The sequence below is a fragment of the uncultured Thiodictyon sp. genome (assembly GCF_903946935.1).
In the GTDB taxonomy this organism is placed as follows: Bacteria; Pseudomonadota; Gammaproteobacteria; order Chromatiales; family Chromatiaceae; genus Thiodictyon.
The window spans coordinates 17191-36680 of record NZ_CAJAXH010000203.1 but is presented as its reverse complement, the minus strand read 5'-3'; the positions used below and the strand labels follow the sequence as shown (position 1 = coordinate 36680).

Annotated in this window: 18 protein-coding genes; 13 read left to right on the top strand and 5 right to left on the bottom strand. The window is 65.6% G+C overall.

Features of this window, described 5'->3' with window-relative positions; translation table 11 throughout:
* The first annotated feature begins 14 nt into the window (after nt 1–14).
* From hisI to QZX93_RS17255, 7 genes are all read left to right on the top strand, one after another.
* A complete protein-coding gene (gene hisI / locus QZX93_RS17285) occupies nt 15–410 on the top strand; it encodes a phosphoribosyl-AMP cyclohydrolase (RefSeq protein WP_295392883.1) in 396 nt (131 codons plus the stop codon).
* 62 nt (nt 411–472) lie between these two features.
* Complete coding sequence (locus tag QZX93_RS17280; RefSeq protein WP_295392884.1) at nt 473–1042, top strand: Uma2 family endonuclease; 570 nt, start codon at nt 473–475, stop codon at nt 1040–1042.
* Nucleotides 1043–1119: 77 nt separating this feature from the next.
* Nucleotides 1120–1446: a phosphoribosyl-ATP diphosphatase gene (locus QZX93_RS17275; RefSeq protein ID WP_295392885.1), complete on the top strand. Its 327-nt coding sequence runs from the start codon at nt 1120–1122 to the stop codon at nt 1444–1446.
* 169 nt (nt 1447–1615) lie between these two features.
* Complete coding sequence (gene tatA, locus QZX93_RS17270; protein ID WP_295392886.1) at nt 1616–1906, top strand: twin-arginine translocase TatA/TatE family subunit; 291 nt, start codon at nt 1616–1618, stop codon at nt 1904–1906.
* 70 nt (nt 1907–1976) lie between these two features.
* A complete protein-coding gene (tatB, locus tag QZX93_RS17265) occupies nt 1977–2315 on the top strand; it encodes a Sec-independent protein translocase protein TatB (RefSeq protein ID WP_295392887.1) in 339 nt (112 codons plus the stop codon).
* 120 nt (nt 2316–2435) lie between these two features.
* Nucleotides 2436–3515 (top strand): twin-arginine translocase subunit TatC, encoded by a 1080-nt coding sequence (gene tatC, locus QZX93_RS17260; protein WP_295392888.1) that lies wholly within the window; start codon nt 2436–2438, stop codon nt 3513–3515.
* A 156-nt stretch (nt 3516–3671) separates the two neighbouring features.
* Nucleotides 3672–4652: a LysR family transcriptional regulator gene (locus QZX93_RS17255; protein ID WP_295392889.1), complete on the top strand. Its 981-nt coding sequence runs from the start codon at nt 3672–3674 to the stop codon at nt 4650–4652.
* 43 nt (nt 4653–4695) lie between these two features.
* On the opposite strand, the gene QZX93_RS17250 is transcribed toward QZX93_RS17255, so the two are convergent.
* Together QZX93_RS17250 and QZX93_RS17245 are read right to left on the bottom strand one after the other, a co-directional pair.
* A complete protein-coding gene (locus QZX93_RS17250; protein WP_295392890.1) occupies nt 4696–5256 on the bottom strand; it encodes a cation:proton antiporter in 561 nt (186 codons plus the stop codon).
* Nucleotides 5257–5561: 305 nt separating this feature from the next.
* Entirely contained in the window at nt 5562–6017 is a 456-nt protein-coding gene (locus tag QZX93_RS17245) for a cache domain-containing protein (RefSeq protein ID WP_295392891.1), read from the bottom strand.
* A gap of 456 nt (nt 6018–6473) precedes the next feature.
* On the opposite strand from QZX93_RS17245, the gene QZX93_RS17240 reads away from it, so the two are divergent.
* The 3 genes from QZX93_RS17240 to QZX93_RS17230 all read left to right on the top strand — a co-directional run bounded on the left by QZX93_RS17240 (nt 6474) and on the right by QZX93_RS17230 (nt 9425).
* The gene (locus tag QZX93_RS17240) at nt 6474–7946 is read left to right on the top strand and encodes a hypothetical protein (RefSeq protein ID WP_295392892.1); all 1473 of its coding nucleotides are present in this window, start codon (nt 6474–6476) and stop codon (nt 7944–7946) included.
* A gap of 62 nt (nt 7947–8008) precedes the next feature.
* A complete protein-coding gene (locus tag QZX93_RS17235; RefSeq protein ID WP_295392893.1) occupies nt 8009–8782 on the top strand; it encodes a c-type cytochrome in 774 nt (257 codons plus the stop codon).
* A 115-nt stretch (nt 8783–8897) separates the two neighbouring features.
* Nucleotides 8898–9425 carry a YceI family protein gene (locus QZX93_RS17230; RefSeq protein ID WP_295392894.1) on the top strand — a complete coding sequence of 176 codons (528 nt, stop codon included), beginning with the start codon at nt 8898–8900 and terminating at the stop codon, nt 9423–9425.
* 286 nt (nt 9426–9711) lie between these two features.
* On the opposite strand, the gene QZX93_RS17225 is transcribed toward QZX93_RS17230, so the two are convergent.
* Nucleotides 9712–11859 carry a M1 family aminopeptidase gene (locus tag QZX93_RS17225; RefSeq protein ID WP_295392812.1) on the bottom strand — a complete coding sequence of 716 codons (2148 nt, stop codon included), beginning with the start codon at nt 11857–11859 and terminating at the stop codon, nt 9712–9714.
* Nucleotides 11860–12012: 153 nt separating this feature from the next.
* Here QZX93_RS17225 and QZX93_RS17220 point away from each other — a divergent pair, with 153 nt between their 5' ends.
* Nucleotides 12013–13173 (top strand): ChaN family lipoprotein, encoded by a 1161-nt coding sequence (locus QZX93_RS17220; protein ID WP_295392811.1) that lies wholly within the window; start codon nt 12013–12015, stop codon nt 13171–13173.
* Here QZX93_RS17220 and QZX93_RS17215 read toward each other — a convergent pair whose 3' ends face one another.
* A complete protein-coding gene (locus QZX93_RS17215) occupies nt 13174–13614 on the bottom strand; it encodes a YcgN family cysteine cluster protein (protein WP_295392810.1) in 441 nt (146 codons plus the stop codon).
* Between the two features lie 541 nt (nt 13615–14155).
* Between QZX93_RS17215 and QZX93_RS17210 the strand changes: the two genes are divergently transcribed.
* Nucleotides 14156–15277 carry a diguanylate cyclase gene (locus tag QZX93_RS17210; RefSeq protein WP_295392809.1) on the top strand — a complete coding sequence of 374 codons (1122 nt, stop codon included), beginning with the start codon at nt 14156–14158 and terminating at the stop codon, nt 15275–15277.
* Nucleotides 15278–15726: 449 nt separating this feature from the next.
* Nucleotides 15727–17496, top strand: a complete 1770-nt coding sequence (locus QZX93_RS17205; protein ID WP_295392808.1) for a PAS domain-containing hybrid sensor histidine kinase/response regulator — start codon at nt 15727–15729, stop codon at nt 17494–17496.
* Nucleotides 17497–17655: 159 nt separating this feature from the next.
* Here QZX93_RS17205 and QZX93_RS17200 read toward each other — a convergent pair whose 3' ends face one another.
* Nucleotides 17656–19485 (bottom strand): hybrid sensor histidine kinase/response regulator, encoded by a 1830-nt coding sequence (locus QZX93_RS17200; RefSeq protein ID WP_295392807.1) that lies wholly within the window; start codon nt 19483–19485, stop codon nt 17656–17658.
* Nucleotides 19486–19490 lie beyond the last annotated feature (5 nt).

The window sequence follows — 19490 nt, the reverse complement described above, 5'->3', positions numbered from 1 at the left end:
CAGGGGCAACACCGATGAGCGACGCCTGGCTCGACAGTATCCAGTGGGACGCGCATGGCCTGGTGCCGGCTATTGCGCAGGAAACCGGCACCGGCACCATCCTGATGATGGCCTGGATGAACCGCGAAGCGCTGGCCCTGACGCGCGAAACCGGCCATGCCGTGTACTGGTCGCGCTCCCGCCGCACGCTCTGGCACAAGGGCGAGGAGTCCGGCCACCAGCAGGTGGTGCGCGCGTTGCGCATCGACTGCGACGCGGACGTGGTCCTGCTGGAGGTGGAGCAGAAGGGCGGCATCGCCTGCCACACCGGCCGGCACCATTGCTTCTTTCGGGAATTGGACGCCGCCGGCCAGTGGGTGGAGATCGCGCCGGTGCTCAAGGACCCGGACGCGATTTACCATAAGGTCTGAGCCAGCGGGGTGGATTATCGGCTAGTATCCGGTCAATCATCCCCCGCGCGTGACCGACACCCATGAGCGCCATTGCCCACACCCTCGCCCGCGTCCATCGTCTCAGCGTGGCGGACTACCACCGCATGGGCGAGACCGGCATCCTTGGGCCGGAACTGCGTACCGAGTTGATCGATGGGGAGATCATTGAGATGCCGCCGATCGGCCACCCCCATGCCGGGACCGTCAAGCTCCTCGCGAACCTCCTGAAGGAGGCGGTTGGCAGCGCTGCGATCCTGGCCGTTCAAGACCCGGTTTGGCTCGACGACCACTCCGAACCCCTGCCCGACATCGCGCTCCTGCGCCCCCGCCCGGACTATTACCGCAACGGACATCCTGGCCCGGCCGACGTGTTGCTGTTGATCGAGGTCGCCGACAGCAGCCTGCGCTACGACCGGGAGGTCAAGCTCCCCCGCTATGCCCGCGGCGGTATCCCCGAGGCCTGGCTGGTCGACTTGGGTGGCAATCGGCTCCACATCTACCGCGCTCCGGGTGCTAACGGCTATGCGGATGCGAGTCGACCCGCGGACCTCTCAAAGGTGCCGCTGCCCTTCGCTGGTGGGTTGGCCGTCGATCTCTCCGCGCTGTTCTGAGGCTCAGGCGTCGTTCAAGCGCTGGCGTTCGGGTTAGACTAGCAACCCCCGCCACTTGCCATTTGCCGCTGAATCACATGACCGATATCCTCGAACGCCTGGCCGACGTACTGGAGGCCCGCAAGCAGGCCGACCCGGACTCCTCTTATGTCGCCGGGCTCTATGCCAAGGGGCTGGACTCGATCCTGAAGAAGATCGCGGAGGAGGCGACCGAGACCGTCATGGCGGGCAAGGACGGGGAGGCGGACAAGATCGTCTACGAGGTGGCGGACCTGTGGTTTCACAGTCTGGTGTTGCTGGCCCATCAGGGGCTGCGGCCGGCGCGGGTGCTTGACGAGCTGGATCGGCGCTTCGGGCTGTCAGGGATTGCAGAGAAGGCCGCGCGGGGCGGCGAGGGCCACTGACCAAGGCGCCCGCCAGGTTCATCGCTCGGGGTGCTGCGGGCGCCCTGGCCGTTCGCCGGGCATACCGGCCCCGCGGCGATTTGGAGTATGATCGCGCACCTTCGGCGGGACTTGGGGCGTTAGCTCGGGACCGTCGGTCAATCAACCTGACTTTAGACCGGAGAAATCTATGGGCCTTGGTGGCATTAGTGTTTGGCAGATGCTGATCCTGCTGGCGGTCGTCGTGCTGGTGTTCGGCACTAAGAAATTGAAGAACGTCGGTCAAGACTTGGGCGACGCGGTCAAGAGTTTTCGCGGTGCCATGGCCGCTGGCGACAAGGGCGCCGAACCCTCAGACCCCGCGCAGATCGAGCCGGCCGCGCCGCGGCCGGTGGTCACGCCGTCCGCGCAGGCCAAGTCCCAGGCGGGCGCGGCGCCGGCTGCCGGGCGTGACCGCAAGACCGAGTGGCCCAACTCCTGAGCGGGTACTGGGACTGCGGCCCGACCGGTTTCCACACGCGTTCTGATCGGTACTCGCGCAGGGGTTCGCCATGTTCGATATAGGCTTCTCTGAGCTCGTGATGGTGGCGGTGGTCGCCTTGCTCGTGATCGGCCCGAAGGACCTGCCGCGCGTGGCGCGGATCGCCGGGCTTTGGGTCGGGCGGGCGCGCCGCAGCCTGGCCGTCGTCAAGGATGAGATCGACCGCGAGTTCAAGGCCCAGGAACTCAAGGAGATGCTGCAAAGGCAGGCGTTGAGCAACCCGGTCGAGCACATCATTGAAGAGACCCGCCCGCCGTTGCGGCCAGCGCCGGACCCGGCGCCGGAGCATCCCGCCTCGGGCGCCGATCTGAGTCCATCGCGGCCTGCTGCGGACGCCCGTAAGGGCTGAACACGCGCGCTTAACCTTGCCCACGAACGACGCCTGACGCGCGAGTCGGCAGGTGTTGTTCGCGCACTTAATCCAGGCGCCGCCCCCCGCGGACGCCCCCGACCAGCCCCGAGACCCGTCATGGCCCTGCCCATTGAGCCCGATGACCCGGGCGCCGAACAGCCCTTCATCTCCCACCTGATCGAACTGCGCGACCGGATGATCTGGATGCTGGTGGGCGTGGGTGTTGCCTTGGCGGTGACCTTCCCGTTCGCCAACGACATCTATACCTATGTGGCCACACCGCTGATCGCAAAGTTACCGCAGGGCAGCCACATGATCGCCACCCAGGTGATCTCGCCCTTCCTGGCGCCCTTCAAGCTGGCGCTGATGGCGGCGGTGTTCCTGGCCATGCCCTGGCTGCTCTATCAGCTCTGGGCCTTCGTCGCCCCCGGGCTCTACCGCCACGAGAAACGCCTGGCGGTGCCGCTACTGGTGGCCAGCGTCGTGTTGTTCTACGTCGGCATGGTCTTCGCCTACTATCTGGTGTTCCCGCTCATCTTCGGCTTCATGGCCGCGACCACCCCCGCGGGGGTCTCGATGATGACCGACATCACGGCCTACCTGGACTTTGTGTTGGCCCTGTTCTTCGCCTTCGGGCTGGCCTTCGAGGTCCCGGTGGCGACCATCCTGCTGGTGGCCATCGGGGTTACCACGCCCGCGGCCCTGGCCGCCAAGCGCCCCTATATCGTCGTCGGGGCCTTCCTGGTCGGGATGGTGCTGACGCCGCCCGACGTCTTCTCCCAGACCATGCTGGCGATCCCGATGTGGTTGCTGTTTGAGCTCGGGGTCTTGTTCTCCCGCGTCCTGGTGCGCGACCGGGCGGCCCGTGAGGCGGCCGCAGCCACGAACGCGGCGGCGCAGGACGCGGGCGCCAGTCTGGTCCCGCCGACGCCGGAGGCGGATGACTTTGGCCCCCCGCCGGGCTGGCGGCCGCCGAGCGATGCGCAGCACGAGTCCGAACTGGACCATGCCGATGCCGCGCTGGTGCCGCCGCGCGCGGCGCCGGATGCGGTCGATGACAAGATCCGCCGCGCCAACCGGTTACGCGAACTGGAGAACCCGCTCGCCGCCCGGAAGTTGCTCTACCAGGTCCTGGAGGAGGGCGACGCGGCCCAGCGCCAGGTGGCGCGTAACATACTCAACGAGATCGACAGTTAGGGTGGGGCGCCGGGACGTCGGAGCGCCCGGGGGCGTTGGCTGCCCGGGCGCCCATCCTGACGTGTAAAATGTCACTGGACTGTCACGGATTGCTTTTCTCAATGGATGCTATGGGCTAGTATCACCGCCACCACTTCGGACCGAGCGCAACGCACCATGGCCTCCGGATCTCAGATCCATTACAAGCAGAATCGATTAAAGCAACTCAGGGCCTTTTGTCACGCCGCCCGCACCGGCAGCGTCAGCGCCGCCGCGGACAAGATCTTCCTCAGTCAGCCGACCGTCTCCTTGCAGATCCAGGCCTTGGAGCGGGAGTTCGATACCGTACTCTTCGAGCGGCGCGGACCCAAGATCCGTCTGACACCCGAGGGGCAACTGCTGTTTGAGATGGCCGCCCCGCTGGTGGAGGGTATGGACCGGCTCCATGACGCCTTTGCCGTGCAGTGCGGGCGGGTCGATCAGGGCGCGCTCAATATCGCTGCCGGCGAGTCGACCATCCTCTATATCCTGCCGGAGCCGGTGCGCAGCTTTGTCCAGCAGTACCCTGGCATCGAGCTTAAGCTGCACAACGTGACCGGGCGCGACGGGCTCGCCATGTTGCGCTCCGATGAGGTCGATATGGCCGTGGGCTCGATGTTGGAGGTCCCGGACGACATCAACTACCGGCCCTTCGTGACCTATAGCCCGACCCTGATCACCCCGCTCGACCACCCCTTGGCGGGGCGTGAGTCGGTCACCCTGGCGGACATCGCGCCCTTCGAGATGATCCTGCCGCCGCGCCATCTCAGCACCTGGCGCATGGTGGATATGGTGTTCAAGCAACACAACCTGGCCTATCGGGTTACCCTGGAGGCCGGCGGTTGGGAGGTCATCAAGAAATATGTCGAGTTGGGTATGGGTATCTCCATCGTCACCGATGTGTGTCTGACCGGGGATGAGAAGCTGGCTCGGGTGCCGCTCAATCAGTATTTCCCCAAGCGCAGCTACGGCATCGTGCAGCGGCGCGGCAAGTTCCTCTCACCCCAGACCAAGGTCTTCATGAAGATCCTGGACAAGGCCTTTGCCGACCGGGTGGTGGAGCCCCTGCCGCAACAGTCGGGCGAACATCCGGTCTGGGACGATGCGATGCTCGGGTGATCTATGATTTGCGTTCATTTGCGGATGAATATTTTTTCTGTCGCTAATCGCGGCGCAGGGCGTCGGTGGCTTGAGCAGGAGTGCGGCGGCGGCGAGTAACAGTGCAGGGATCGGCACGTCCGGGGCCATCGCCAGATTGAACTGGGTACCCACCGCAAAGAAAATAGAGTACCAGGAAGAAGTCCCGTACCGGGCGCAGGCTGTCGGCGATATATTGCGCAATCGGGCTGGAGGCCATGGCAATGCCGACGATCAGCGACGCGGTGGGCGTAAAGCCGACCAGCCGCGCGATACCCCCGCCGATGAGCAGGAGCGCCGCCGTGCTGCCTAGGGTCACCAGGGTGGTGCGACGCAGGCTGCGGACCAGGTCCTGGGGGGTGAGATCGAGCCCCAGCAGGAATAGCAGGAACATGATCCCCACCTGGGCCGAGTCGGCCACCGGGGAGGTGCTGCCCACCAGATTGAGCCCCCAGGGGCCGAATAGGATGCCCAAGGCGATATAGGCCACCAGCAGCGACTGGCGGGCGGCCAGCGCGGCGGTGGCGAGGATCGCCGCCCCGGTGAATACCAAGAAGAAGGTGAAGATGATCGGATTTTGGCTCATGGTTGCCTGCTCGTCCGAATATCTCACGCCAAGGCGCCAAGCCCGCCAAGAAACACAACAGGGTAACTGAAGTGACCCGATATCCCGCCGGATGCATCCCCCTGCGCCGACCGCGCATTGAAGAAACTTGGCGAGCTTGGCGCCTTGGCGTGACCGCTACTCTTTCTGGGGGGTGTCGACTAATGGACTGTTTTATCTGGGATCTTGGCGCCTTGGCGCGAGACTCGTGAGACATCCGGGCGAGCGCGCCCGAGACGACAGGCGCTCGCGGTGAGTCCATTCACCGGAAGTGTTCGCCGCGCTGGCTATTTGTAGGCGCCGACCCCGCAGAAGAAGCCTTCCTTGTTGGACATCACATAGCTGGTCTTGGCCTTGATCTCGTCCGTGCCCGGGTAGGGCCATTGGTAGTCCACCCAGCCCTCGCCCGAGGTCTTGACCTTCGCAATCATATCCTTGAACAGGGTGTCGCCGTATTTGTTGAAGTCGAGTAGGTTCTTGCCGACCAACTCGGGCTTGACCGCGTGCGAGAGCATGACACCGTTCATATCCATGCAGAAGACATAGAGGTCTTTCGGCTTGTACTCGGCGGTGGAGAAGGCGGCGAAGGCCTTGTCCTTGCCCTCGGTGTCGACTGCCTTCTGGGCCTTCTGGGAGAGTGCCTTGGCCTCGTCCGGGGTGGCCGTATCGGCCGCCCAGGCGGGGGCGGCTGCCAGTACGCCGCTGCCGGCGACGATGGCGAGTGCGATCAGGGTCTTTTTCATTAAGGTTTCTCCTCGTTCTGTCGATGATGATGAGGCGCATAGACGATAGCCTAACCCGGGCGCTCGCGCTAGACCCGATCGTCTCAGGCGTGCGGCTCACGCTGACTCAGCGCGCCTGTGAGGTGCCTGACTCGATGGTAATTGGGTGTATTAGCGAATGCGAATATTAGGTTGTGATGATTGCGAGTGCCCGGGCTGGGATGGGCAAGCCCTTGACTCGATTGTTAAGCAAATTAATATTTACGGCCTGTTTCATCCATGTTAACTTTCGTCCACCTGTCCCCGTCAATGTTGACTATAGTAGATGGGTATCGGCGCCGTGGCGGTTGGCCTGTGTCTGCTGTGTGGAGAAGGCCCTCAGGCAGCAGACCCCCAACCTCGGCTTGGTGGGCGATTGATATGTCAGCCTACGGCAATAATGGCTATAACGAATCTAAGCACTCTGGAGGACCTTCAATGGGCTTATCCCGCACCCTTTTCAAACGAGCGTGTTTCAGGCCGCGGCCGATACTCAAGGCCGCGGCCGCACTCGCGCTCTTTCTACCGACCGTCAGCCAGGCCCTGCCGATCTTTGCCAGACAGACTGGCAACAATTGCGTGGCCTGCCATGCCGGCGGTCAGTTTCCGGAATTGACGGCCTATGGTCGCATGTTCAAGGCGACCGGTTATACCATGGGTAAGCGCGTTGCGCTCCCATTGGCGGTAATGGCGCAGGCCAATATGACCGATACCAATAAGGCCAATGGTCCGACGCGTGGGCTCGACTTTCCCAAGAATGGCCAACCGATGTTTCAGATCCTGAGCCTCTTCGCCGGCGGCAAGATCCTCGACAACCTCGGTTTGTTCGCGCAGGTGACTTACGACTTCTACAATCACCGGAAAAATACTGCGGCCGCTCCGGTGGACGGTCCCGGGACCGGAGGCTGGGTCGGGCGTTTCACGGTCGACAATATCGACCTGCGCCTGGCCGATCGCATCGTCAGCCCGAACCAGGACCTCATCTACGGGATGAGCTTAAACAACAGTCCGACCGTCGAGGACCTCTGGAACAGTACCCCAACCTGGGGTTTCCCCTACCTGGCCAGTACCATCGCCATCGCGCAGCAAGTCGCCCCCTTGGTCAACGGTCTCGGGCAACAGGTGGCGGGGCTGACGGCCTACGGCTATTGGAAGCAGACCGTCTATGCGGCGGTCGGCGCCTATACTGCCGCCAATGGCGCGCTCTCGGTTTTTAGTCAGGGTGTCGATAGGACCGCTCGTACCCAGATTGCCGGGACCGCCCCCTATTGGCGGCTGGCGTTGACCCATGCCTCCGGGCCGCACGATTTCATGATCGGCACCTACGGGATGATTGCCAATGCCTATCCCGACCCGATGAATATGAAGGGCCCGACCACCGCCTATAGCGATATCGCGATCGACGCCCAGTATCAATATATCCTCGATCCGCATGCGATCACGATGCAGTTCAACTATACCACCGAGAGCGTGCGCTGGGACGGTGCAACCTGGGCCAATTGGGTCGCCGCGCCGGACCCCACGCTGGTGTCGCATCGCTCCGCCCGGCTCAATCAGCTCAATCTGAAGGGTACCTATGCCTATGATGCCGGTAAGTGGGGCACCTTCTCCGGGACCCTCAACTATTTCCAGGTCGATGGTCAGCGCGATATCAATTGGGGTCTGGGCGGCTTCTTCGATCCCGTCACCAACACCAATTCGGCCACGCCGATCACCGGCTCTCGGGCCAACGACCCGGGTACGCGCGGCTGGATCGCCGAACTGTCCTGGAAGCCGGTCCAGTATGTGCGTCTGGGCGTTCAGTATTGGCTTTACAACACCTTCAACGGTGCGTCCAGGAACTATGACGGCAATGGGCGTCGGGCATCGGACAACAATACGGTGTTCGTCTATCTGTGGGGTATCTACTGATGGCCGGGCAAACACTGAGACCCCATCGTCCCTGTTTGCGCCCGACTGCGCCGGAGCCCTCTATGAAGCCTTTACTCTTGGTTATCGCGGTGGTGGCCATGGCGACCTCCGTGGGTTGTGTGAATCTCAAGCGCTCGCGCGACCTGGGCAATCCGAATATTGCACCCGAGGTCACGGCGGTCCAGGTCTGCTCCAATTGCCACGGGGTAGATGGCAACTCCAAGTCGCCGAACTTCCCGCGCCTGGCCGGGCAAAAAAAGGACTATCTGGTGACCCAATTACTGAATTTCCAGAGCCATGCCCGTTCCGATCAGGCCGCGCGCGACTATATGTGGGGTGTGGCCGGTTTCTCTGGGTGTAATTCGGGTAGCTACTGGGATAGGGTCTTTAAGTGTCCGGGCGGCCAGGGTCGTTCTTTGGACAGCTTCTGGGGTGGCGTGATCGGGGCGCACGGTCTGACCAAGGACCAGATCGACGGCTTGGCCGACTATTTCAGTCAACAGCCGGTCATCAAGCACTCGGGCCTCCCGGACTTTCAGGAGATGTTCATGGGGCGGGCCAAGCGGGAGCAGTCGCTCGCCGCGGGTAAGGCGATCTATGAGAATGGCATTGCGGAGAAAAAGATACCGGCCTGTCATGTCTGCCACGGCCCCGATGCCCATGGCCTCGCGGCTTTTCCGCGCACGGCCAGCCAGCACAGCGCTTACATAGAGAAGCAGCTCGCCATCTTTAAGTCGAACGTCGGCCGCCCGCATACGCCGATGGAGCAGGTCGCCCGCGACATCTCCAAGAAGGAGATGCGCGACGTGGCGCTTTATCTGGAAAGCCTGCCATAACGGGCTGGACATCGAGTTCATTGGTCGCGGTCTGCACTGGGCAGCCGCGGCCTTTTTTTCACAATGCGACGCAACTTCAATCGAGGACGCATCGATGAATAACACTTTGGCCGCCGTGGCCCTGGCCGGCGCTCTGGCGGTTCCGGCAGTCTCTGCCGAGACCTACACCATCGACCCGGAATATACCGCCCCGTCTTTTGAAATCAGCCACATGGCGACGACGACCCTGCATGGTCGGTTCAACAAGACCGAGGGTAAGATCGTCCTGGATCGGGCCAATCACCGGGGCTCGATCGACGCGACTATCTATACCAATACCTTGGATATGAGCTCGCCAGCCTGGACCGCCCATATGCTGGAACCGGAGTTGTTCAATGTCGAGAAATATCCGGTCGCGACCTTCCACTCCGATAACCTGGTGTTTAGCGGTGGGGTGCCGGTGGCGGCCAAGGGGGAGCTGACGATCGTCGGCATGCCGGTGCCGATCACGTTAAAGATCACTGGCTTTCGCTGCGTCAAGGAGAGGTGTTTCGCTAACGCGACGACCACGTTGCAGCGCTCCAGGTTTGGCATGACCAAATACACCGAGGAAGTCAGCGACGAAATCAACGTGCAAGTGCCGGTTGCGGCATTCAAGAACTGAGGCCGGCGTCGCGGCCGGGGGCCGCTCCTACACCCGTAGGAGCGGCCCCCGGCCGCGACTTGCGCCGTGGCAGAGATTAATCCAAAAGGAGCGGTTTGGCCGCAAATGAACGCAAAGAAACGCAAAATAAAGCGGTAGATTATTGGTTTTACTCGGGCAAACTCGGCGCACCCGCCGGGTACCCGGCTTGCTTCAGCGAGCAACCGCTTACCTATTGTATTTATTTGCGCTCGTTTGCGTTCATTTGCGGCTAATCTTTCTTAGCGTGATTCCCGCGGGTCCTTGATCATTGCCGCTGGACCTCGACCAGACTGGGGCGTGGCACCGGCGCGAGCAGCGGCCGCGAGTCGCCGAACCAATGCACCAGGGGTGAGTCGCCGGACGGCCATTGCCCCTTGACTCGATTGTCCGGCGCCGCGCCCACGAAGACCAAATAGCCGTACTTGCCATAATGGGGAACCTTGCGGGCGAGTCCGGGCAGGGCGGCGGGGTCGTCGGTGGCCAACAGGCCCTGCGGCGCCCCGTCCGTCATGCGGGTGAGGACCAGGCTGGTTGCGGCATCGCTAGCGACCGCACTCCCGGCGATGTGCGCGCTGTGCCCCGCCGGGTCCAGGCTGAAGTCCTGGGTGCCGGACGCGAAGTCATGGATGAAGCGATTCTCCCAGCCCAGCAGCCATATCGCCCGCTCTGGCGGGAGCGCGCCCAGGTCCTGGTCGAGCGCCACCTGCCAGCCCGGGTGTCCCGCCTGCCAGGCCGTGGCCAGGTCGCGATAGGCGGCCAGCAGTTTGGGTTCAGCCTTGCTCGGGAGCAGGATGAGGCCTTCCTCGGCGCCGAATAGCCCGCCGAGCGCCACCGGCGATTCTCCCGGTTCCAGGGTGCGGAAGCAATCGAACTCGGGGTCGATTGCCAGGCGCACCGGCGCCGACTGTAATTCGATGGCGAAGGGTCCCTCACGCCCCGTGAGTTCCACCAGGGTCCGTTGGGGCGGCCCCGCCAACTGATGGACCACTACCGGCACCGTCAGCGGGAAGGGCGCCTCGCGCTGGGTCTGCATGACCCGGCCGCTCACCTGATAGCCGGTGGGCGTGCGTTCGGCCTGCACCGCGGCCAGGGCGAGCCGCACCGCCCCGGTGCGCGTGGTCCAGGCCGTGAAATAGTCCTTGAGGTCGCGGCCACTGGCCGACGCGAAGGCGCGGCGCAGGTCCGCGTAGCCGGCGGCCCGAAAGCGGTTGTCGGCATAGAAGCGCTTGAGCCCCTGGACAAAGGCCGCGTCGCCCAGTTGTACGCGCAGGTTGTGAAAGAACATGGCCGACTTGCCATAGCCGATCGCCTGGCTGGCCTCGCCGTGGCGGGCGCGAAAGGCCGTGAGCGGGAAATCCGCCGCGGTATGCACAAAGTCCGCGTAGGTCTGTAGCGTGTCGCGGCGGTAGTCGGCGCCCTGGCCCGCGCGCTCCTTCATCAGATGGTCCGCCAGATAGGTGGTCAACCCCTCGCACCAGTTCCCGGTACGTTCCTCGACAAAGACGCCGTTGCCCCACCAGTTGTGCAGGACCTCGTGTGGATAGGAGGTCGTGACGATGAATGGCAGTCGCAGCACCTTTGGCCCCAGCAGGGTGAATGAGGGCATGCCATAGCCACTCTCCCAGAAGTTTTCGACCAGGGCGAACTTGGCGTAGGCATAGGGGCCGATCAGCCGGCTGTAGAGGTCCAGATACTCATTGGTTGCTGCAAGATAACGCGCGGCCAGGGGTTGATCGGGCTCGCGCAGCCAGACCTGAGCCCGGCCCTCTGAGTCGCGATACAGCGTAAAGGGGGCGGCGACCAGATAGATATCGTCCTGGGGCTGGGTCTCGGTCCAGGTGGAACCCGCGAACCCCGCGCGCTCCGGTCCGGCCCCTTGCGAGACGGCCCGCCAGCCCGGGGGCAGGGTTACGCGCAGGTCGAAGCGTTGCAGGGTGCCGGGGACGCGCGGATACCAGCCGCTGCCGCCGTCCAGGAAGACCCCGTCCGGGCCGATGGTGCCGAGGCTCCCCTGGCGTTCCCGGCCCATGCCCTCGCGAACGGCCGCCAGGCCGTGACGGATCGTCCCGCCGTAGGCCAGGGTCACCGTGCCCTTGGCGGCGGGTGCCAGGTGCAGCCGCAGGACCGCCAGATGCGTGTCCTCGGGCTGGGGCTCCAGCGGCTCCAGGGTGGCGTCCGCGGACAGCACCCGCGGGGCGAGACCCGCATGGAGTACCAGATCGACCGCGTCCAGTCCTGGCGGCAGGGTGAGCTGGTCGGTCACGCTCAGGGTCCCGGCCGCGGGGTCGAGCGTGACCTCCATGGCGTGGTCTACGACCGGCGTCTCGGCCGGGAGCGCGCGCGGCTGGAACAGGGCCAGGGGGAAGGCGGCAATCAGGGCGAGCACAGGGGCGGGCGGCAGAAATGCATGCATGGTGGCTGGTCCGGGTGTGGTGCGTGCGGCGACGTTGGCGGCGGTCGGCGATATTGGGCCATAATCCGGCCTGTGTGACCGTTCTGTCACCGCAATGATGCCGCCCATCGCGGGCCAATACTAGCGAGGATTGCCGTGGCCGCCGACCGATGCATGCCCCCCACCGCCCTGGCCGTCGCGCTGGGTCTGCTGTCCGCAACCCTGCCCTGGGTTGGCGCGAGCGCCGACACGCCCGCCGGGCCGGCCGCCGCGGCGCCAATCGAGGCCCCCACGCGGGTCTTAGACACGCGCGCCCTCACCGATTTGGACCAGCTGCTTGATACCATCGCCGAGCGGCGGGTGGTCTTCGTCGGCGAGCATCACGACCGCGCCGCGGATCACCGCAACCAGCTCAAGGTCATTGAGGGTCTGCACCAACGGGGCGTGCAGCTCGCTATCGGCATGGAATTTTTCCAACAGCCCTATCAGGCGCCGCTCGACGCCTATATCGCAGGCGAGATCGACGAGGCGCAGATGCTGCGCCAGACCCAATATTTCGACCGTTGGCGCTTCGACTACCGACTCTACCGGCCCATTCTGCGCTTCGCCCGGGAGCACCACATCCCGGTGATCGCCCTGAACCTGGAGACCGAACTGACCCGCCGGGTGGGGGATGTGGGCAGCGCGGGTCTGACCCCGGCGGAGCGCGCGCGTCTGCCTGCTGCCATCGACCGCACGGACCCGGCCTATGAGGCGCGGATCAAGGCCGTGTTCGCCCAACACCCCATGCCGGACAAGAGGTCTTTCGAGCGTTTCATGGAAGTCCAGTTGCTGTGGGACGAGGGCATGGCGGAGCGCGCCGCCCGTTATCTCACTGAGAACCCGCAGCAGACCCTGGTGGTCCTGGCCGGTGCCGGTCATATCGAGTATGGCCAGGGCATCCCTAAGCGACTGTTGCGCCGGGCGCCGGTGTCCGCCGTCACCCTGCTCAACGCGGGCGATGGCGAACTGGACCCGGCGGCGGCGGACTATCTGCTCTTCACCCGGCCGGTGGAGCTGCCGGCGGCCGGGATGCTCGGCGTGCAACTGGGTGAGCCGGGCGAGGAGCCTGGCCCGCCGGTCGTCGACTTTGGGCCACACAGTGGCGCCCAGGCGGCCGGCCTCGCCATGGGCGACCGGATTGTGCGCGTCGCCGATCAGGCGGTGGCGGGCTATGCCGATATCCGCATCGCGCTACTCGACCGCCAGCCGGGGGAGCGTCTCCCGGTCGAGGTGCGGCGCCTGCGTATCGGCGGCGGGGATGAGTCGCTCACCTTCGAGGTTGAGCTTCATTAGCTACTTGATCCAATCGATCAGATTCATCAGCGGGTCCTCCCCGGTCTCTGGCCCGATGACCCGGCCGCGCACGCTTTGGCCGGCCTTCGCCACCGACTCCGGGTTACCGGTGATCAGCGGGTGCCACCGCGGTAGCGGTCGGCCCTCGGTCAAGCGGCGGTAGGCGCAGGTCGTGGGCAGCCACTTTGGGGGATCGAGCTCCGCCATGGTCAGGGTGATGCAGTCCAGCACCTGTCGCGCGCGGTTGGGGTAGTCCCGGCAGCGGCAGGTGTCGATATCGAGCAGGGTGCAGGCCACCCGCGAGTAGACGATCTCCCCGGTGTCCTCCGCCTCGAACTTTTCCAGACAGCACTTGCCGCAGCCGTCGCACAGCGACTCCCACTGTTCGGCGGTCATCTGCGTCAGCGGGGTGGTTTCCCAGAAGGGGGCGTCTTGGCTCATCGGTGGCGGTCTCGGTGCGGGCGGACCCTGCATCTTGCCCGAGTCGCGGCAGGAATTGAACCTGGGAGCGCCGACATTCTGTCGGCCAACCGCCGCCGGCGGTTCGCGGTGACTCGCAAAGGGTCTTGTTTTCGCGAGGACCCAACGGCGCTTCGCGCCGTCGCCGACAGAATGTCGGCGCTCCCAGGCTGGCGGGGGTTGGTGTCTGCGAATACTTGCCCAGCCTCACTGGGGTGCGGCGGTCCCGGAGCCGCAGCGCTTCGCGCCGCATGAATCAGTGGCCGGAACGATGACCGACGCAGAAAGCTGCTTGCTGTCTGGCCGCGTTTTTCAACACGCCGCGTAGCGACGTACGTCCAGGGCCGCCGCCAGCAAGGGTTGGGACTGCACCACGGGGCCTGGCCCACCGGCAGCGACCGAGCTGACTGTTTGCTGACAATTCCGCTCAGGTCTTGTCCAGCCGCCCGCCCTTAGGCTGTCCCCCAAGATCGCGATCAAGCGCGGCATGCTCACCCGAACAGAGCGTCAGGAGGATCAGTCAATGTATGTCGATTCAATGCGTGACCGCGATGCCCCCAGTGTCCTGAAAGAGCGCATCCCGTGGGCGGACAACCCTGTTGTCGGTGCGACACGCACCAAGGGCGCGCGCGGCAATCGGGTGCCGCAACCGTTGGCGGCGACCGATGCCGATTGCAGTTCTTGCCACTACCGCGCCTTCTTCCAGTCGCTGGTCGACGCCATCCCGGACCCCACCTTGGTCTGCGACCATGACGGCATCGTGCGCTGGATCAACCAGGACGCCAGGCGGTTCCCGCTGCTGGCGCAGCTTGCGGTGGACGCGCCCCTGCGGCTCACCCCGGGGGTGACTGCGCCCGACTTGGGGGAGTCGGACCCGCTGGTCCTGGTGGCGCATCTGCGGACCCGGGTCGCCGCCGATGATATCCCAGTGCTGCTGCTGCTTCACCGCCTGGACCCCGCCGGCGGCGATCTCTACGCGGAGCTGCATGCCAGGGCGCTACGCGGGTTGGCAGACAGCAACGTGGGTATGATTCTGCGCCTGCAAGACGTGACGACCCGGGAGCTGGAGCGGCGCCATTTGCGCCGCCAGGTGACTCATTATGGTGAACTGGCCCATCGTGACAGCCTCACCGGCATCGCCAACCGACGCCAGTTTGAAAAGAGCCTGCGTCGTGCCATCAGCGACGCGAGCCGAACCGGTGAACGCCTGGCGGTCGTCTTCCTGGATCTCGACGGCTTCAAGGCCATCAACGACACCCGCGGTCACGCGGCCGGCGATCAGGTGCTGTGCCAGGTGGCCGCGCGCCTGCAAGGACTGGTGCGTCGCCCGGATCTGGTCGCGCGGCTGGGCGGGGATGAGTTCGCGCTCTTGGTGCGCGATACGTCCGGGCAGGCCGGGGGGCTCGAACTGGGCGAGCGCCTGCTGGCGGCGCTCTGTGTACCCATGGCGCTGGCCGACGGCATGGCTGCCATCGCGGCCAGTATCGGCGTCAGCCTGTTTCCGGAGCATGGGTGCGATGGCACGACCCTAATGCACCGGGCGGACGGGGCGATGTACGCGGTGAAGCGTCGCGGCAAGCGCGGCGTGTCGATCGCGCCGATGAGCGCCGCCCCGGAACTGAACGCGGGCAAGCCGGATTGCTGATCCTGGAAAGAGCGGTTCTCACGCCAAGGCGCCAAGGCGCCAAGCTCGCCAAGTTTTTTCAAAATGTTATCGGCGTTCGGCGACTCACCCGCCGGGTGATGCCGATGCTGCCCCCATCTCTTTGTTTTTATTGCGTCTTGGCGCCTTGGCGTGAGCAATTGACAACGCGAACCCAGGGCGTTGCCCTGGGCTGGTCTGTTCGACCCCGTCGGCGGCGGCTGGGGCCGAAGTTCCTGTCCTGTCCAAGACGCTTGGCATAGAATGGACCGGCCGCCCCTTCCAGGCGAGCGGTCCCGCCGCTCGCCTAGGTATCGCAAGGATGTCGCCACGGGCCGGACATAGCACCGCGATCGGCAGGTTTATCCGATCATGCATCGACTCCCACCCCTTCACCCACGCCTCCATCCCTCCATCCCTCCCTCCCGCCCTCCCCCCTCTAGGAGCCTCCGGTGTCTACTTTGAACGACGCCCCCGATCATGTGCTGACCGACCTGCTCGCACACCTGCGTCGCGAGGGCGCCGATCCGGCCGATGTGGTGCAGGAGCTTCAGGTTCATCAGATCGAGCTGGAACTCCAGAACCGGGAACTGCGCGCCGCCCAGCAGGCACTGGAGGAGTCGCGCGACCGCTATGTGGACCTCTATGATTTCGCGCCGGTCGCCTATGCCTCGCTCACCCGCGAGGGTCGGATCACCCAGATGAACCTGACCGCCGCCGCCTTGTTGGGCGTGGAGCGGGGGCGGGGGCCGGACCTGTTCCTGAGCACACGCCTGGCCGACGCGGATGCCCGCGTCCTGGTGAGCAGCCTGGGGCGGGTGCTCGCGAGCGGCGAGGAGGAGACCATCGAGGTCGGTCTGGGCCGCCCGCCGGCCCCCCGGCGCGACCTGCAACTGATGATCAGGCGCGAGCATGCGGGCGCGGACGGGGGGCCCCCCACCGCGCGCGCGATCCTGTTGGACATCACCGCGCGGCGCCAGACCGAGGCGGAACTGGCCCAGTATCGGCAAGACCTGGAGTCCTTGGTGGCGGCGCGCACCGCGGCGCTCCTCGTCGCCAAGGAGGCCGCCGAGGCGGCCAACCAGGCCAAGAGCGCCTTCCTCGCCAACATGAGTCACGAGCTGCGCACCCCCATGAACGCGATCATGGGTATGAATAGCCTGGCCCAGCTACGCGCCACCGATCCCAAACAGATCGATCAGCTGCACAAGGCCAACCGGGCGGCCCAGCACCTGCTTACCCTGATCAACGACATCCTTGACATCTCCAAGATCGAGGCCGACCGTCTCACCTTGGGGGCCGCGACCTTCAACCTGGACACGGTGTTGGCGGACCTGACCAATCTGATCGGCCACGACGTGGCCGAAAAGGCGCTGGAACTGGCGATCGACATCCGCCCAGCGCTCGCGCACCGGGCGCTGCAAGGCGACGCCGGGCGTCTCGGACAGATCCTGCTCAACCTCGCCGGCAATGCCATCAAGTTCACCGCGCATGGGTCCATCATGCTGCGCGTGAGGCTGATTGAGGAGACCGCCACGCAGGTGGTCCTGCGCTTCGAGGTGCAGGATACCGGCATCGGCATCGCCGCCGCGGATCAGCCCCGGCTCTTCACCGCCTTCGAGCAGGCCGATAACTCGCCGACCCGCCAGTACGGCGGCACCGGTCTGGGACTGGCGATCAGCCAGCGGCTGGCCCAGCTCATGGGCGGCACCCTGGGGGTCGACAGCCAACTCGGGACCGGGAGTACCTTCTGGTTTACCGTCCGTCTGGCCAAGGGTGAGGAGGTGGCGGCGGCGCCCGCGCACCGGTCCGAGCGCTCTGCTTATGACCAACTGCGGACCCGTCGTACCCGTGCCCGCGTCCTGCTGGTGGAGGATGAACCGGTCAATCAGGAGGTGATGCAGGAGCTGGTGGCCGATTTGGGGTTGCAGGTCGATATGGCCGCCGACGGGGCGCAGGCCGTGGGGATGGCGCGGCGCACCGACTACGACCTGATCCTGATGGATGTGCAATTGCCCGTGATGGATGGGCTTGCGGCGTCTCAAGGTATCCGCCAGTTGCCCAATGGCGCGCGGGTGCCGATCATCGCCACCACCGCCAGCGTATTCACCGAGGACCGGGCGCGCTGCCTGGCGGCGGGCATGACCGACTTCCTCACCAAGCCGGTCGACCCGGATGTGTTGTATACGACCTTGCTCAAGTACCTGCCGTCGGGCGACTGACGATCCTGTACAGGGCCAGGGTCACGCCAAGACGCAAGAAGAAACAAAGAGATGTGCGCAGCATCGGCATCACCCTGTGGCTGAGTCGCCGAACGCCAATAACGTCTTGAAAAACCTTGGCGAGCTTGGCGCCTTGGCGTGACAACTACTCTTTCTAGGTTAATCCGTCCAATCGCCGGGCAGTGCGAGCGCGCGCGCCAGACGGCACAGCCCGGCGTGCGCCCGCGTGAAGTCATAGCAGGCGATGGCGCGCCCGATCTCGTTGGCCGCGGACGCGTGTTCGCTGCCGGCCATGGCCCGCTCCAGCCCCGCCACGCGCTCGATCGCCGCCGTGTCGTGATCCGCCAGCAGCCGGGCGAGGTCGCGAAACAGGCGATGTCGCCAGTTGCCGGCGGGGTCGGGGGCCGGGGTGGCCGCCGCCGTAGTGTCCAGTCGGGCGAGCCCCGCCAGCACCCGCTCGAGCTCTCCATCCAGGCTCGCGAGCCGCTGGGCGATCGCCTCCGGTTGGCCGTGCCGGGTGGCCTCCTCCAGGGCGGCGGCCAGGTCGCCCAACGCCGCGGCCCCCAGGGTTCGGGCGCCGCCCTTGAGGCTATGGGCCAGGCGGGTCGCCGTGGTCCAGTCACCAACGCCTTGGGCCGCCCCAAACCGCTCCCGGAAGCCATCCGCCCGACTGTCGCGCAAGCGCGTCAACAGCGTCACAAAAAAGGCCGGCTGCCCGCCGGTCTGCGCGAGTCCGGTGGCGGTGTCGATACCCGCTAACTCGGGTAGCGCCGGGTCCGGCCGCGGGGTCTCGGGGGCCGCCGACAGGGTGCGCGTCGCGCCGCGCGGACGGACCCACTGCACCAAGGCCGCATACAGCTCGCCCAAGTCCACCGGCTTGGCCAAGAAGCCGTTCATCCCCGCCGCCAGGCATTGCTCCCGGTCACCGGCCATCGTATTGGCGGTCAGCGCGAGGATGGGCAGGTCCCGGTAAGCCGCCTGGGCGCGCAGTCGCCGGGTTGCCTCGAAGCCATCCATGACCGGCATCTGGCAGTCCATCAGCACACAGTCCGGTATCGCCCGCGCCACCGCGCGTAGCGCCTCCTGGCCATTCACTGCCAGGCGCACCCGCAGACCGGCCTGCTCCAAGAGCTCGCGCATCACCTCCTGATTGAGCTCGGCGTCTTCCACCAGCAGGATGTCCGCCCCGCCCAGCTGGGCCAGGGCGCCGCGCCCCAGGCGCTGTGGACGCAGCGCCGCCGGGGCCGCAGTGTGGGGTGCAAAGCAGGCGGTGAAGGTGAAGGTACAGCCGTGCCCGAGGGCGCTCTCCAGCCAGATCCCCCCGCCCATCAGTTCCACCAGACGCCGGCTGATGGCGAGCCCCAGACCGGTCCCGCCATAGGTCCGGGTGGCCGAGGCGTCGGCCTGGGTGAAGGGCTCGAACAGGCGCGCCTGGTCGTGCGGGGCGATGCCGATGCCCTCGTCGGAGACTGCAAAGCGCAGCGTCACCCGGGTGTCCGCCCGGTCGCCGGCCGGCGGGTCGGCGACGACACTCACCAGCACCCGGCCCCGCTGGGAGAACTTGATGGCGTTAGCGACCAGATTGGTCAGGACCTGGCCGAGGCGCTGGGCATCGCCCAGGAAGGCCCGTTCGGCCAGCTCGGGTGCGACTTCGGCCGCCAACGTGAGACCCTTCTCCACTTGCGCACCCAGGCGCAGGATCCTCTTGCTATCGACCTGACCGGCGGTTCCGGTGACTACCACGACCGGGCAGTAGGGCAAGTCCGGACCACCCAGGGCCGCCAAGATCTCCGGGGCCTCATAGTCCGGCAGGCGATAATCGAGCAGCACGCAATCCGGTGGCCCCGCCGGGTCTTGCAGACAGGCGCGCAGCCCGGCCGCCCCGGTCGCCGCCTCGGTCAAGTGGAAGGCCCGTGGCGCGCCGGCCAGCAAGTGCCGGATCACCTGCCGGTCCTCCGGGCTGTCGTCGATGATCAATAGGCGCAGCATCTCAA

What these genes read in the sequence shown, in the direction of transcription:
- QZX93_RS17200 (WP_295392807.1), bottom strand. Translation starts at nt 19,485, where the DNA reads ATGCTGCGCCTATTGATCATCGACGACAGCCCGGAGGACCGGCAGGTG.
- tatA (WP_295392886.1), top strand. Translation starts at nt 1,616, where the DNA reads ATGGGCCTTGGTGGCATTAGTGTTTGGCAGATGCTGATCCTGCTGGCG.
- QZX93_RS17225 (WP_295392812.1), bottom strand. Translation starts at nt 11,859, where the DNA reads ATGCATGCATTTCTGCCGCCCGCCCCTGTGCTCGCCCTGATTGCCGCC.
- QZX93_RS17210 (WP_295392809.1), top strand. Translation starts at nt 14,156, where the DNA reads ATGTATGTCGATTCAATGCGTGACCGCGATGCCCCCAGTGTCCTGAAA.
- QZX93_RS17220 (WP_295392811.1), top strand. Translation starts at nt 12,013, where the DNA reads ATGCCCCCCACCGCCCTGGCCGTCGCGCTGGGTCTGCTGTCCGCAACC.
- QZX93_RS17250 (WP_295392890.1), bottom strand. Translation starts at nt 5,256, where the DNA reads ATGAGCCAAAATCCGATCATCTTCACCTTCTTCTTGGTATTCACCGGG.
- QZX93_RS17215 (WP_295392810.1), bottom strand. Translation starts at nt 13,614, where the DNA reads ATGAGCCAAGACGCCCCCTTCTGGGAAACCACCCCGCTGACGCAGATG.
- QZX93_RS17240 (WP_295392892.1), top strand. Translation starts at nt 6,474, where the DNA reads ATGGGCTTATCCCGCACCCTTTTCAAACGAGCGTGTTTCAGGCCGCGG.
- hisI (WP_295392883.1), top strand. Translation starts at nt 15, where the DNA reads ATGAGCGACGCCTGGCTCGACAGTATCCAGTGGGACGCGCATGGCCTG.
- QZX93_RS17255 (WP_295392889.1), top strand. Translation starts at nt 3,672, where the DNA reads ATGGCCTCCGGATCTCAGATCCATTACAAGCAGAATCGATTAAAGCAA.
- QZX93_RS17245 (WP_295392891.1), bottom strand. Translation starts at nt 6,017, where the DNA reads ATGAAAAAGACCCTGATCGCACTCGCCATCGTCGCCGGCAGCGGCGTA.
- tatC (WP_295392888.1), top strand. Translation starts at nt 2,436, where the DNA reads ATGGCCCTGCCCATTGAGCCCGATGACCCGGGCGCCGAACAGCCCTTC.
- QZX93_RS17235 (WP_295392893.1), top strand. Translation starts at nt 8,009, where the DNA reads ATGAAGCCTTTACTCTTGGTTATCGCGGTGGTGGCCATGGCGACCTCC.
- QZX93_RS17275 (WP_295392885.1), top strand. Translation starts at nt 1,120, where the DNA reads ATGACCGATATCCTCGAACGCCTGGCCGACGTACTGGAGGCCCGCAAG.
- QZX93_RS17280 (WP_295392884.1), top strand. Translation starts at nt 473, where the DNA reads ATGAGCGCCATTGCCCACACCCTCGCCCGCGTCCATCGTCTCAGCGTG.
- tatB (WP_295392887.1), top strand. Translation starts at nt 1,977, where the DNA reads ATGTTCGATATAGGCTTCTCTGAGCTCGTGATGGTGGCGGTGGTCGCC.